Genomic DNA, 12,563 nt, shown 5'->3' with positions numbered 1-12,563 from the left:
CTTCAAGCTGACCCGCGCCGCCGCTCTTAGCGAGTGGCGTCAGCTTTGTTCCGGATAGGTTCGCGGTTTCCGCGGCAAACTGAGACTGGTTCGAATTCGTCTGACAGCACCCACGCGTATGCCTCTGTTCTCTGAAGCAATTTCAGGCACTTGCGGGTTGGAGAACGTTCGCTCCCAGTCGCGTCCCCTCCGCCACTTGCCCCCCAGAAAGCGTTCTCCCCATCCGGCTGCGGCCGGATTTTTCCGTTGTTTTCGAGGGTTATGCGGATGGGGCTGTTCACTTTGCCCGGCGTGAGGCGGCCGAGATCGGTCTCTCAGGGCCGATATTCTCTGAACCTGTTGACTGCGCCGATTTGGTGAATTTTTTGCAAAGCACTGAAATCAAGCCATTATTTGGTAACGCAACCTAAACACTTCGATGTCGGATGCATTTGGCGAGATGGAACGGAACCCGAACCTTCGCATGCTATCATGCCTTGCTCCCGCCTGAGGACTCTCCGGCCTCAAGAAAAAGGCCTTTGATATCATCGACAGTGAAGGGCGGGTTTCTTCGATGGGCGACGGAATGGCAATTTGGACAGAGCGGAACGAGGTTCTCTTTCGGATTGATCACGTAATCTCTACCCAACTGGCTGACCGGCACGACGTGATGGACCTCGATGTACCCATCCACTTGAGGGCCGTATGTTCTTCCGAAATTTATGCCGCACGCAAGGCACGCATTACCGCGTATCGCAAGCGCAGCAGCTCGGTTGCGCCTACGCCACGGCAGCGGGATGGCTTCCGTCCGTCAGGAGGTCTGCGATATCTCGTCATCGCGAACCCGGAAGAAGATCGCGTAAAGCGTGGGTACGACGATCAACGTCAGGATGGTTGCAAAGCTCAGGCCACAGATGATGACGACTGCCAGAGACTCGAAAAACGGATCCCAGAGCAGAGGCATGACGCCCAGAACCGTCGTCAGTACGCCAAGAGACACCGGGCGCACACGCGAAACGGCGGAATCCACGACTGCCTGAAGTCTGGGTTTGCCGTCTCCTATCTGGGTGTCGGTCTCGTCGATCAGAACGATGGCATTCTTAATCAACATACCCGTCAACGACAGCACGCCCAGTATGGCCATGAACTCCAGCGGCGTCCTTGTAAGCGCCAGCCCCCAGACCACCCCGATCAGGGCCAGCGGTACGGTAAGCCAGATGATCAGGGGTTGGCGGATGGCGTTGAACAGGATAACCACGACGATGATCATGGCGCCGAACCCCAACGGCATCGTCGATGCCAGCCCATCGTTGGCGTCCTGCGAGTCACCGTACTCGCCGCGCCACTCAAGGGAATATCCGCTTGGCATCTCGATGTCCTCGACCAGAGGCCGGACCTTGGCGAAAAGATCGCCCGACAGTTCGTTAGGGGCGTTGTCCGCCTGGGCCGTGATAGAGAGCCGCCGGTCGATGCGGCGCAGATTTCCGGATTCGAAGACCAGCTCGAAACGGGTCACAACCTGAGAGATCGGGATGTAGCCACCGGCTACCTGGCTGAAGACCTGGATGTTGCGCAGATCGCCGATATCATCGCGGGCGTCTTCAAACGGGCGCATGGCGATGGCCAGCAGGTCATCGCCTTCCCTGTAGATGCCGATATCGGCCCCGTTCAGATGCGCATAGATCGCCCGGGAAATCTCGCCCTGGGTCAACCCAAGGCGTCGGGCGTTTTCCGTGTTGATGATCGGGCGGATGACCTGCACCTGTTCGCGCCAGTCGTCCTTGATCGCGATACCGCCCTGCTCGGAGAAGATCTTTTTGGCTTCTTCAGCGAGCGACCGCAGCACGACCGGATCGGTTCCGGTGAACCGGGCTTCGATCTTTGAACCTCCGCCGGGTCCAAGCACGAACTTCCAGACCTTCGAGTAGGCCTCGGGATAGGTATGATCGATCCACGCCTGTATCTGGGGCTGGAGGTCGTCGATCTGCCGGTAGTCTTCGACGTCGACCAGAATCTGGCCGTATGCCGTATTCGCATCCTCGCTGGTGTAGACCAGCATGAACCGCAGATGGCCGCCTCCGACCGACAGGTTGGTAGAGATCACGCCATCCAGGCTGCGGATGTGCTGGTCGATTTCCTTCAGATCCTGGCTGGTTCTGGTGATGTCCGTCCCTTCAGGCAGGTTGTAGTCCACGACGAACTGCGCCCGGGTGCTGTTGGGGAAGAAACCCGGCGGCACGAGGGCCATACCGACCACGGCAGAGGCGAACAGCGCGAAAACCAGCACGACCGTAATGTAGCGGGCCCGGATCGCTAGGGCCAGAACTGTCCGGTATCCGCGCAGGATGGCGTTCTCCTTCGGTGCCGCGGTTTCGCTGGGCTTCAGCAGAAGCGTGCAGAAATACGGGGTCAGCCAGATCGCGACCAGCCATGAGAACAACAACGAGATCGATATCGTCCAGAACAGGCTGCCTGCATACTCTCCGGTGTTGTCCGGTGAAAAGCCGATGGGCGAAAACGCCAGAAGTCCCACGACGGTTCCGCCAAGCAGCGGCCATTTCGTCTGGTTGACCACCGCAATCGCCGCATCTTTCGTGTCTTCGCCTCGCTGTACGCGGACCAGGGTACCTTCGACGACGACAATTGCGTTGTCGACCAGCATGCCAAGCGCAATGATCAGCGCGCCAAGGGAAATCCGCTGCATGTCTAGGCCGTACAGGTACATGCCCGCCAAGGTGCCTGCGACGGTAACAAGCAGAATGCCCCCCATCAGGATCCCCGACCGCAACCCCATGAAGACGAGCAGCGTACCGACGACGATGACAAGTGCCAGAACCACGTTCATCACGAAGTCGTCGACGGAATCCTTGACCGAAGCGGACTGGTCCGAGATCGGAAGAATTTCGATGCCGACCGGACGGGCGGATTCAAGCTCGGCAATACGTGCCTTCACGGCGTCGCCCATGTTCACGACATTGCCGCCAAGCGTGTTCGAGATGCCGATGCCGATAGCAGGCTGAGCGTCGCGAAAAAGCTGTCGACTGGGCGGATCAACATAGCCGCGCGACACCACGGCGATGTCCGAAAGCCGGAAAGACGCCCCTGTACCCGGAGCCGTGATGACAAGATCCTCGATCGACTGGATCGACTCCACGGCCGCCGTGGGGCGGATCTCGATCCTGCGGGAATCCGACTCGATGGAGCCACCGGGAATGACTAGGTTCTGCCCCTCCAGAACCTGCTGGATCTGCTGTGGTGTCAACCCGAGTTCGACCAGCCGGGCCGGTGAGTATTCGACATAGATGACCTCATCCTGTGTCCCGCTCAGCACGACCTTGGACACGCCCTCGACGGCGACCAGTTCCCGCTGAAGGTCCTTTGCGTAGTCGCGCAGTTCGGCAATGGTGTAGCCGTCACCGACAATTGCGAAATACAGCGCGAACACATCGCCGAAGTCGTCGTAGACCTGAGTCGGAAGGGCGTTGGGCGGCAGATCTGGCTGCACGTCCAAGATTTTCGCGCGCATCTGCGCGAACCGTTCGTAGAGCGTGGGGAAGTCAGGTGTGGTCGGGATCGTGAATTCGACCGTAACGGTACTGACCCCCGGCGACGACACCGAGCGCACTTCTTTCACGCCCTGCAGTTCCTGCAATGCGTTTTCGACAACTTCGGTGACCTCTTCCGCCACTTCCTCGGCGGTTGCACCGGGATACGGGGTGATGATCTGCGCCTGCCGGATGATGAACTCGGGGTCCTCGAACCGAGGCAGGGTCATGTACGCGAAGTAACCGGCGATCAGGATAAGGATTGTGGACAGCGCCGAGATAACGCGCTTTTCGACTGCGAAACGGGCAAAATCCATGGCTTAGTCGCCGATCTTCGAAACGGGGCGGATCGCCATGCCTTCCTGAAGCCCGCTCAGCCCTGCGGTCACAACCACGGCCCCGGCCTCGAGCCCGGCATTTATGACGACGCCGCCTTCCGACACATCGCCAAGTTCGACGGGCTGGCGCGACACCGTGTTGTCGTTCGTGTCGACCCGCCACACGAATGACGATCCGTCCGGGCTGGAAGCGAGTGCGGAAAGTGGGACGGTCATTTGAGGCGCCCGCTGACGGTTGGCGCGCGAAATGACCCGCGCGACCATCCCCGGCAGGACGATCATCCCGTCAGGTGGCGTGACGGACAATCGACCCCGGTAGGTTTGGGTCGCGGCGTCTGCCTGAGTTGTGAACTCGACCAGTTCTGCAGGTACTTCGACGTCGGGCATCGACTCGAAGACGACGAAGCTGGTGACGTTCTCTAGGTCGAAATCCGACATGGCAATGATGTCTGCGCCCGGAAGATCGAAGCCGACTTCCACGGTCGAGAGGTTCTGAAGCAGGGCGATCGCCTTGCCTGCCTGAACGTTGCGGAAGTTCTCGACAAGCCGGCGTGAAATGGTGCCGCTGAACGGAGCCCGCAGCGTGGTGTCGGACAGGTTGTCACGGGCGCTTTGAACCTGGGCTTCGAGGCCGCGCAACTGGGCTTCGGCAGCAAGAATTTCTTCGGGGCGTCCACCGCTGCGGCCGATGGCCAACTGTTCCTGCTGTGATCTGAGTTCCGCCTGAGCCACGCGATAGGCAGCCAACCGCTGTTCGAACTGCGAGGCCGGTGCGACGCCGCGTTCGACCAGTCGCTGAGTCCTCTGAAAATCGTCCCGAGCCTGATCAAGCTGAGCTTGTGCCGCTGCAACGGCGGCTTCGAGCGCGGCGATTTCTTCGGGCCGGGCGCCAACGCGAAGCACGATGAGTTGTGCCTTTGCCTGGTCCATTTGGCTTTCCAGCCGCCGGACCTCGGCCTCGAAATCGCGGGTATCCAACTTTGCGACGACGTCACCTTGCGCTATGCTCATGGAGGCCCTGATCGGCAGATCCACGATCCGCCCGCTGACCCGAAAGGACAGCTCCACCTCCTGAGAGGGGTACACGATCGCGGGATAGGAACGTTGATACACCGTGTCGGTTTCAACAACGGTGTACACCTTTGCCGGACGTGCCGAACTGGTGCTTTCCTGTGCTTCAAGCACTGAGCCCTGTGCGCAGAAAACCATTGCAGAAAAGAGACTTAAGCATTTGATGTGCATCGTAATCCCTCGATTAGACATCGGCGGAACCGCATGCTGCATTTCCGTTTCGACCAACGTTTTCCGTCCCAATCTGCCCCCGCAGACAGTACGAGACAAGTTACACTGAGCCAAAATGGCTCAGTGTCTCGCGCACCTTGTGACTCAACTTGGTACGAAACATACTCATGTCCGCCAAGGCGACGCGATCCGAACTGCAAAACCAGTCCAAAGGCCTGGGGGAAGAGCCACGAAACTGGGGCAGGGAGGTCTTAAGACTTGGGTGGACTGCGGGGCTTGGACCTCGGGATCGCAAGCTTTTTTGTTGTGTTTTGGCCTTTGGAGTAGAGCCCCTGCCTTGGAAACCGGTCGATAAAAACGAACTTGGCGCCGCGCCGTCCAGTTCTTTTGCTGACGCGGCAATAGCGCGTGCAGACGCGAGTGCGGAAAAGCTGATCGGAGTGATCAGGCTTGCCGCCGCGCTGATCATTGGGCTTACGATTGTTGTCCTGACGGTTTCGGCTGACATCCTTTCCGAGGGTGAAGCGGGCGATGTGCTGCTGGCCGCGTGGATTGTGTTTTCGTATTTTCTGATCGGTGTTGCGTCCATCTCGGTCGTGCAACTCGGCTACTACAGGCTTTGGATGTCCTGGGCCTTCGGTATCGCGGACATAAGCATAGTGCTGTGCAACCTGCATTTCGGCGCCCGGATTCACTCTGCCGGATCGGTCGTGGCCTTCGCGGCGCCAGCGACGTTCTTCCTGTTTGTCGTGCTGGTCTCGCAGCTGATCCGGATTCGACCGGTGTTGCAGGTGACATTGACGCTTTGCCTCGTGGCTGGTCTGTTTTTCGTCACTTTGGTGGGAATGGAAGACGGTCTGTCTGACGCGGACATCGTCTACCTCACCAAGAACCACTCCCCCATGAGCAATACGGTCCGGTTCCTTCTGGTCGTCCTGATCGGGGTCATCTGTATTCTTGTCGTATGGCGCGCCCGTAGGCTGGCCTATGCGGTGGCCCAACAGAGAGAGCGGGAGCGCAACGCGACGCGGTTTCTTTCCCCTGAACTGGCAGGAAACCTCAGCGACATAAAACTGGACGAACTGCGTCAGGGAAGGGCGGTCCGGATCGTGGTCATGTTTGTCGATATCCGGGGGTTCACCGCTATATCCGAGGCCATTGGCGCCCATGCAACTACTGAACTGCTGACCGAGTTCAGGTCGCATATCGAGAGGGAGGTTACCGCGAACGACGGCGTCATCGACAAGTTCATCGGCGACGGCGCGATGATCGTGTTCGGCCTTAACGAGCCAATAGAGCGGGCAGCGCAGCACGCCCTGAAAGCTGCAGAAGGCATATCCTCCACGGTGTCACGATGGTCTGAAAAACGCGAAGGCGCCGGGCGAACCGAGATCAACGTTGTTATGTCCCTGCATGCCGGAACCGCTGTCGCAGGCGCGATTGGCGACGCGCACCACCTGGAGTTCGGGGTTTTTGGCAGCGTCGTGAACGAGGCTTCACGGATCGAGGCATTTGCCAAGCAGCGAAACCTGCAAGTGGCCGTGTCAGATGCGGTTCTGTCTGCGGCAGGAGCGGACGCCGCATACTGGGTGGAGTTTCCCCCGGAGAACCTGCGAGGCCGAAGCGAGCCGATCAGGCTTTTTGGGTTGCCGAATACAGAAATGCAAAAACGGGATTGGGCAAAGGCTTCCGGGTCCGAAATTTGATCGGCTTTTGGAATGGCCATAGTCTGCAAGCCACCGTTGACGACGACAGGACGAGAAAAGATGCACAAATGTCCCTGAACAAACAACTTGTGACCCTGCGGTCGGTCATTGTCGCGATGGCGTCCATTCAGCTGGCGACGGCAGCCGCAGGCACGCTTGTGCCTCTTGCTTTTGCCCAGTCCGGCGCGTCGCAGGAAGCAGCTTCGTTTGCCGCGTCGGCCTACTCGGCCGGTTTTCTGGTCGGATGCTTTGTCGTCGCCAAGTCGATCGCAGATATCGGGCACATTCGCGCATTTGCGGCTGGCGCTGCGATAACAACCGCCGCGATCCTGTTGTTTTCGCAGGTCGACAATGTTTCGTTTCTCATTCTGTTGCGGTTCCTGATGGGGCTCGCCACGGCGGGTCTGTTTTCCATCGGGGATGCCTGGATCAACGAAACGGCCGAGAAGTCCTCGCGGGGCAGGGTGCTGGCCATCTACGCAATTGTTGTCGGCATTGTTTCGGTTCTCAGCCAAGCCGTTGTCATTCTCGTCCCGGAAGAAAGTGACGATGCCTTCGTTCTCGTGGCCTTGATCTACTGTTTCTCTACCGTGGTCATTGCCTCCACCCGAACGAACCCGCCAGACCCCGGCTCCAAGGCCAAGGTTCGTATCAGAGGGCTGTTACAGGACGCGCCTGCAGCTGTCTTCGGGGTGATCGCCATGGGAATGGTGTCCACCACGATCCTGAGTGTGGCGCCTTACAGCGCCTCTCAACTGGGTATCAAGGTCTACGACATTGCCTACATTATCGGCGCGATCTACCTGGGGAGGGTCCTGTTCCAGTACCCGCTTGGCAGCCTGTCCGACAAAGTGGACCGGCGTGTGGTGATCTTCATCACGTCATCCATATGCGCAGCGGTGCTGTTGGCCATGGCTCTACTGGCCGACGCGCAGCCCGTTGAAATCGAGTTCGACTATCTTTCGCCGGGCTACCTTGTTCTGATGATCCTGATGGTTCTTCTCGGTGGCAGCCTTCTGACCATGTATTCTCTGCTGACAGCACACGCGATGGACAGAACGGTCCCTGTCTATGTTTCGGCCGCTGCGGTGACCATGCTGTTTGTCTGGACCTTGGGGTCGATCGCAGGGCCCATCATCACAAGCGTCTTCACGGGATTTTTTGGCGACAATGCAATGCACTGGGTGAACTTGGCGGTCATGTCCAGTTTCGTCGTCTACCTCGGGTTCCACATCCGGTCCTCCGAACCGGTGTCCCATGCCGAGCAGACCTCCCACACCGATCTCGTGCCGTCGAGCACCGAGATGGTGCCGTCAAAGAAGAGATGAGAATGCACCCCGAAACCCAGAAACTCCACCGGAGGCATAGATGAGAATTCTGGTCATCGTTGTTGTTTCCCTGACACTGTCCGCGTGCGGAACCACTATATCGCGAGATCCTGTCACCATCAGAGAGCTTGAAGCCCCGCAGGTTCCAGGTATCAAAAATGCCCGCTTCTGGGCCGACGACACGCCACCCAACATCAACGAGCTTCTGACCGAACGGCAGCAGCAAGCGCGAGCGGCCGGACTGCCGGACCGGCATGCCGACCTTACACTGTCCGGCGGGGCAGAAAACGGCGCCTATGCTGCGGGTATCCTGACGGCGTGGAGCGAATCCGGAACCCGCCCGGTTTTCATGAACGTGACCGGGGTGTCTACGGGCGCCCTGGCCGCCCCATTCGCCTTTTTGGGGTCTGACTACGATGACGAACTCAAACGACTTTACGGCGGCCTGCCGCCGGAACAGATCTTTGAGCGCCGCCCGATCACCCAGATTTTTTCGAAGGCGTCCGTAAAAAGCTCGGGACCTCTCCGTCGGTTGCTGGAAGACTATGTCACCGACGAATTCCTGGAAAAAATCGCCGTGCAGCACCGCCGGGGTCGCCGCTTGGTGATCCAGACTGTCAGCCTGGACGCCCAACGCCCGGTGCTATGGGATCTTGGTCGAATTGCTGCCAGTGGCGCTCCGAACGCGCGGAAGGTATTTCAGGATGCGTTGATGGCATCCGCAGCGATGCCCGGCGTGTTTCCTCCGGTATTGATCGATGTCGAAACACCGTTGGGAATTCGTGACGAGCTTCATGTCGATGGTGGCGTAGTTTCGCAATCCATGTTTGTTCCCGGATGGCGCATTCCAAGCCGGTTTACCGAAGGGACCACTTTGTATGCAATCAGAAACGGCAAGATTGATCCCGAGGCCGAGATCACAAAGCCCGGTATCGCCGATATCTCGAAACGCTCGCTCGCCACTCTCATCAAGTATCAAGGCGCGGTCGATCTGGGCGTGGCCTACGCCATCGGGCAGCGCCAGGGCGTCAGGTACAATGCCACGTGGATCGGCCCGGATTTCAACGCGCCTCTGAACGAACCCTTCGATCCGGAATACATGCAGGCGCTGTTTGACTATGGCTACATGCGTTTCAAGTCCGGCACGGTTTGGAACAGAAGGCCACCTTAATGACACCGGTGAACCTTAGAAGAAGTTGGGCCGAGGTACCGTGAATTCCGAAGCCGCCTTTGTATTCGTGCTGATCGCGGTTGCCGGTGCGATGATGGCCAGCAACAGGGTCAGGTTCGATCTGGTCGCCCTGATCGTCGTGATCGCGCCTATCGAAGTAGCTGTCCTTGTGAGTCAGCTTGGCGATCGCAAGGACCGTAATGACGGCCTCGTTATGGGGCAGCGCGTCCAGGGCGCCGGAAGAGACCGAAGTCACTCGGTGCATGGCCTCCAACGAGGTGCCCGAGCTTTCCGCCATGCTTCGAAAGGTCCGGCACGACCAAAGCCGCACTGGACCGCGCGACTTTGGCCCTTTCCCGCGAGCTTCAATCACACGGTAGTTTCGTCAATTCGATGTGCCCGACGGCCATCGCTCTGACCTCGGGGTGCGACTTTACTCGGATGATCGCGAAGACAAATCCCGACATGCTGGAACCGGTTGGGGTGATGGCCGAAGGCGCCTTGGAGCTGTGCACGGGGCGGCATGCGGGTCGGGTGATCGCAAGCCGCGAAATAATCTTCTACGTCGGCGGCAAGGTTCACAGTCTGGGCGAGAAAAAGGTCATCAGCGATGCTTTCCTGCTCGGCGACCCGGAGGGCGCCACCGTCTGACTATCGGTATTAGTGGTTTCGCATCCGTTGAAAGCTTCCGGCTTCAAGACATGCGGGCGGGCGGCATTCTTGGTCGCTCATGCCTTGGAGAACACCGGAGGCGTCAAAAGACGCCTTTTTTTGCTTTCTTGATGACCGGCCACCACACGTGGTTCTCCAACATGTCGAAATTTGCCGCTTCCTCGCCGAACCCTTGTTTGAACACCTTAAGCAGTTCCTTGTTCATGTGGCACCCGCCGTGAACATACTCGGCGATCTCCCGGTGAAAACTGGCGTTGAACGCAACCTGCAATTGGTCGATCTGCACACCGTGCTCGGTTCGCACAATCGCATTTCCCGCGGCCAGAATGTCCAGCTGACGGCGGACAGACGTTTGGGGTAGGTTGGTATAGGTGGACAGCGCCCTCGTGCTCCATGGCTGACGGTGAACCAACAAGGCTTGGTGAACGCGTTGCAGGGGTTCGGTGTAGTTGAACCAGTCGAACGTGATTTTCCACCTTCGCCAGAGACGCAGCTGGTCACGTTCTTCGTCGGTGTAGTCAAGTTTCATTTAGAACATTCTATGCTGAAGCAGTGCGGCACGCCAATGAGTGAGTTCCGAAACTTCAAATGTCAAACCGAAAGCACCCCCGCCTGGCAATCTCCGGCCAGTCTTGGACAGTCGCATGGTGCCCTCCTTGCAAGCTGGCCGCCCCTTCTGGGCGTGCTCTTGCCGGTGATAGTCTGGAACCTTGTGTGGCGCCGCGGTTCATCCCCGGAAAGCGGTAAGTCGCGCGCCACCCTGCGCTCATTCGAAACCTACCTGTGGCGCTCTGGCGCTACACTTGCCCGGGTGCTGCATCAAGCCGAACTGCGACTTCGGGACTGGCCCATGGCTGGGGTTGTGTTTCTTCTGACCATCGTCGTGCTTTTCCCGTTCCTGGCGTTTCGGTCGGACGTGTCCGTCGCTTTCTGAGCGTTATTCGCAGAATTCGCCGCACAGGTCTGCCAGCCGCAGCTCGTGCACCGGGCCGGTGGCGCGCAGATCAGGGAAGAACCGAAAGGAACCCCTGGATGATGAAGGCATTGGCGACATCCACGAAAAAGGCCGAGACCAGCGGCAGCACGATGAAGGCCAAGGGCGAGGGGCCATACTTCTGCGTGACCGCCGTCATGTTTGCGATTGCCGTCGGTGTTGCGCCAAGGGCGAAGCCGGCAAACCCGGCCGAGATGACGCCGGCAAAGTAGTTCCGCCCCATCATCCGGTAGACCACGAAAACGATGAACAGGGCAGCGGCGGCAGTCTGCAGAAGCATCGTGAAGGCTAGGACACCGGCCGAGCCCGCCAGGGTCCAGAGTTGCATGCTCATCAGCGACATGGACAGGAAGACAGCCAGTGAAAAGTCCTGCAACAGCTGCAGCGACGCGGTTCCGGTAGGTGTCTTGATGCGCGGCAACAGTTTTGGAGCGAGATTGGCGATGACGATGCCGGAAAGAAGGCAGGGCACAAACAACGGCAGCTTCAAACCCGCCGCGTCCAGCGCTTCATCCGCGATAAAGCCGATCACAATGGAGATGTGCAACCAAAGGATGGCTCTCATCAGGCCGGGGTTCGTAGGGCCACCGGAGGAAGCAGTGCTGGCGTTTTCAGCCGCACCTTCTTCTCCAGCTGTGGCTGCGGCGGCGCGCTCCTCGGTGCTCGGTTCCAGCTTGTCGCGGCTGATCAGGTAGTTGGCGATGGGGCCGCCGAGCAGGCTTGCCAGAATCAAACCGACCGTCGCGGCGGCGATGCCCAGTTCGGCGGCGCCCGCCACCGAATATTGCTGCTCGACCACCGGGCCCCACGCGATCGCGGTGCCGTGACCGCCTATCAAGGATGTCGTTCCCATCATGACACCAGCCTGCGAAGGCATGTCAAAGATCGACGCGCCCAGAACGCCGATGCCGTTTTGAACGAACATGTAGCCAATCGTAAGAAGAAGCATGATGCCGAGCAGGGGGCCGCCCTTGACCAGATCCGAAAACTTCGCGTTCAGACCGATGGTAGTAAAGAAGTAGACCAGTAACGAGTCGCGTGCATCCAGGTCGTAAATCACCTCGCGCCCGGTCGCAGCAACAACGCCGAGCGTCAGGATCGCTGCAAGCAATCCGCCAGATACCGGTTCGGGGATGGAGTACTTTCGCAGGATCGGAAACCGGTCGGACAGCTGTGCTCCGAGAAAGTAGACGACGATGCCGAGCGTCATGGCGATGAAACTGTGTACCTCGATCGGTTCGACCATGAGCTGTGCCCCCGAGCACGAAATTGCTGAACGGATTGGTTGCCGCCACCGTAGGGCCGCGGGTTGGATCATTGCAACGGTCTTGTTGGAAGGGCACTTTCAAATTGAACTAGCCTTGGGCGGGGAAGGCTAGGTCTTGCCAGGGGGCGGTGTCAGAGGGAAGGTCTTGTCAGAAGAACTTGTCTTGAGGCAGGCAGGACGGTTGCGTAGCTTTTGCCCATGACCAAACCGGCCTCTTTCAAGTACTTCAAAACCAGTCCCGAGGTCATCCGCCTTGCGGTGATGCTGTACATCCGTTTCCCGCTCTCGCTTCGAAATGTCGAAGATCTGTTGCACGAGCGA

11 protein-coding genes and 1 pseudogene are annotated in these 12,563 nt (G+C 59.0%); 6 read left to right on the top strand and 6 right to left on the bottom strand.

Features of this window, described 5'->3' with window-relative positions; translation table 11 throughout:
* Positions 1-469: 469 nt before the first annotated feature.
* Genes AC2FML_RS19150 through AC2FML_RS19140 form a run of 3 tightly spaced genes read right to left on the bottom strand, consistent with a single transcriptional unit; the run spans position 470 to position 5,161 of the window.
* Positions 470-733, bottom strand: coding sequence for an HNH endonuclease (locus tag AC2FML_RS19150; RefSeq protein WP_496784098.1), 264 nt, complete (start codon positions 731-733; stop codon positions 470-472).
* A 57-nt stretch (positions 734-790) separates the two neighbouring features.
* Positions 791-3,841, bottom strand: coding sequence for an efflux RND transporter permease subunit (locus AC2FML_RS19145; protein WP_496784097.1), 3,051 nt, complete (start codon positions 3,839-3,841; stop codon positions 791-793).
* Between the two features lie 3 nt (positions 3,842-3,844).
* Positions 3,845-5,161: an efflux RND transporter periplasmic adaptor subunit gene (locus AC2FML_RS19140; RefSeq protein WP_496784096.1), complete on the bottom strand. Its 1,317-nt coding sequence runs from the start codon at positions 5,159-5,161 to the stop codon at positions 3,845-3,847.
* 110 nt (positions 5,162-5,271) lie between these two features.
* Between AC2FML_RS19140 and AC2FML_RS19135 the strand changes: the two genes are divergently transcribed.
* From AC2FML_RS19135 to AC2FML_RS19125, 3 genes are all read left to right on the top strand, one after another.
* On the top strand, positions 5,272-6,810 hold the full coding sequence (locus tag AC2FML_RS19135) for an adenylate/guanylate cyclase domain-containing protein (RefSeq protein ID WP_496784095.1): 1,539 nt from the start codon (positions 5,272-5,274) through the stop codon (positions 6,808-6,810).
* Positions 6,811-6,878: 68 nt separating this feature from the next.
* The gene (locus tag AC2FML_RS19130) at positions 6,879-8,138 is read left to right on the top strand and encodes an MFS transporter (RefSeq protein WP_496784094.1); all 1,260 of its coding nucleotides are present in this window, start codon (positions 6,879-6,881) and stop codon (positions 8,136-8,138) included.
* A gap of 40 nt (positions 8,139-8,178) precedes the next feature.
* The gene (locus AC2FML_RS19125) at positions 8,179-9,309 is read left to right on the top strand and encodes a patatin-like phospholipase family protein (RefSeq protein WP_496784093.1); all 1,131 of its coding nucleotides are present in this window, start codon (positions 8,179-8,181) and stop codon (positions 9,307-9,309) included.
* On the opposite strand, the gene AC2FML_RS19120 is transcribed toward AC2FML_RS19125, so the two are convergent.
* Entirely contained in the window at positions 9,272-9,607 is a 336-nt protein-coding gene (locus AC2FML_RS19120; RefSeq protein WP_496784092.1) for a hypothetical protein, read from the bottom strand. The genes AC2FML_RS19125 and AC2FML_RS19120 overlap by 38 nt on opposite strands.
* 143 nt (positions 9,608-9,750) lie before the next feature.
* Here AC2FML_RS19120 and AC2FML_RS19115 point away from each other — a divergent pair, with 143 nt between their 5' ends.
* Complete coding sequence (locus AC2FML_RS19115) at positions 9,751-9,960, top strand: hypothetical protein (RefSeq protein WP_496784091.1); 210 nt, start codon at positions 9,751-9,753, stop codon at positions 9,958-9,960.
* Positions 9,961-10,063: 103 nt separating this feature from the next.
* On the opposite strand, the gene AC2FML_RS19110 is transcribed toward AC2FML_RS19115, so the two are convergent.
* The gene (locus AC2FML_RS19110; RefSeq protein ID WP_496784090.1) at positions 10,064-10,510 is read right to left on the bottom strand and encodes a hypothetical protein; all 447 of its coding nucleotides are present in this window, start codon (positions 10,508-10,510) and stop codon (positions 10,064-10,066) included.
* A 36-nt stretch (positions 10,511-10,546) separates the two neighbouring features.
* On the opposite strand from AC2FML_RS19110, the gene AC2FML_RS19105 reads away from it, so the two are divergent.
* Positions 10,547-10,915 carry a hypothetical protein gene (locus tag AC2FML_RS19105; protein ID WP_496784089.1) on the top strand — a complete coding sequence of 123 codons (369 nt, stop codon included), beginning with the start codon at positions 10,547-10,549 and terminating at the stop codon, positions 10,913-10,915.
* Positions 10,916-10,985: 70 nt separating this feature from the next.
* Here AC2FML_RS19105 and gltS read toward each other — a convergent pair whose 3' ends face one another.
* Entirely contained in the window at positions 10,986-12,221 is a 1,236-nt protein-coding gene (gene gltS, locus AC2FML_RS19100) for a sodium/glutamate symporter (protein ID WP_496784088.1), read from the bottom strand.
* Between the two features lie 219 nt (positions 12,222-12,440).
* Between gltS and AC2FML_RS19095 the strand changes: the two are divergent.
* A pseudogene (locus tag AC2FML_RS19095) lies at positions 12,441-12,563 on the top strand (IS6 family transposase); the annotation flags it as partial.

It is taken from the genome of Ruegeria sp. BHSC029 (assembly GCF_059613085.1).
The sequence above is the reverse complement of the archived record's forward strand: the minus strand, read 5'-3'. Positions and strand labels throughout refer to the sequence as shown.

Excerpts from the sequence above, each read along its gene's own strand:
- AC2FML_RS19130 (WP_496784094.1), top strand. The coding sequence starts at position 6,879 with ATGTCCCTGAACAAACAACTTGTGACCCTGCGGTCGGTCATTGTCGCG.
- AC2FML_RS19105 (WP_496784089.1), top strand. The coding sequence starts at position 10,547 with ATGAGTGAGTTCCGAAACTTCAAATGTCAAACCGAAAGCACCCCCGCC.
- AC2FML_RS19120 (WP_496784092.1), bottom strand. The coding sequence starts at position 9,607 with ATGGCGGAAAGCTCGGGCACCTCGTTGGAGGCCATGCACCGAGTGACT.
- AC2FML_RS19125 (WP_496784093.1), top strand. The coding sequence starts at position 8,179 with ATGAGAATTCTGGTCATCGTTGTTGTTTCCCTGACACTGTCCGCGTGC.
- AC2FML_RS19145 (WP_496784097.1), bottom strand. The coding sequence starts at position 3,841 with ATGGATTTTGCCCGTTTCGCAGTCGAAAAGCGCGTTATCTCGGCGCTG.
- AC2FML_RS19110 (WP_496784090.1), bottom strand. The coding sequence starts at position 10,510 with ATGAAACTTGACTACACCGACGAAGAACGTGACCAGCTGCGTCTCTGG.
- AC2FML_RS19135 (WP_496784095.1), top strand. The coding sequence starts at position 5,272 with ATGTCCGCCAAGGCGACGCGATCCGAACTGCAAAACCAGTCCAAAGGC.
- gltS (WP_496784088.1), bottom strand. The coding sequence starts at position 12,221 with ATGGTCGAACCGATCGAGGTACACAGTTTCATCGCCATGACGCTCGGC.
- AC2FML_RS19115 (WP_496784091.1), top strand. The coding sequence starts at position 9,751 with ATGATCGCGAAGACAAATCCCGACATGCTGGAACCGGTTGGGGTGATG.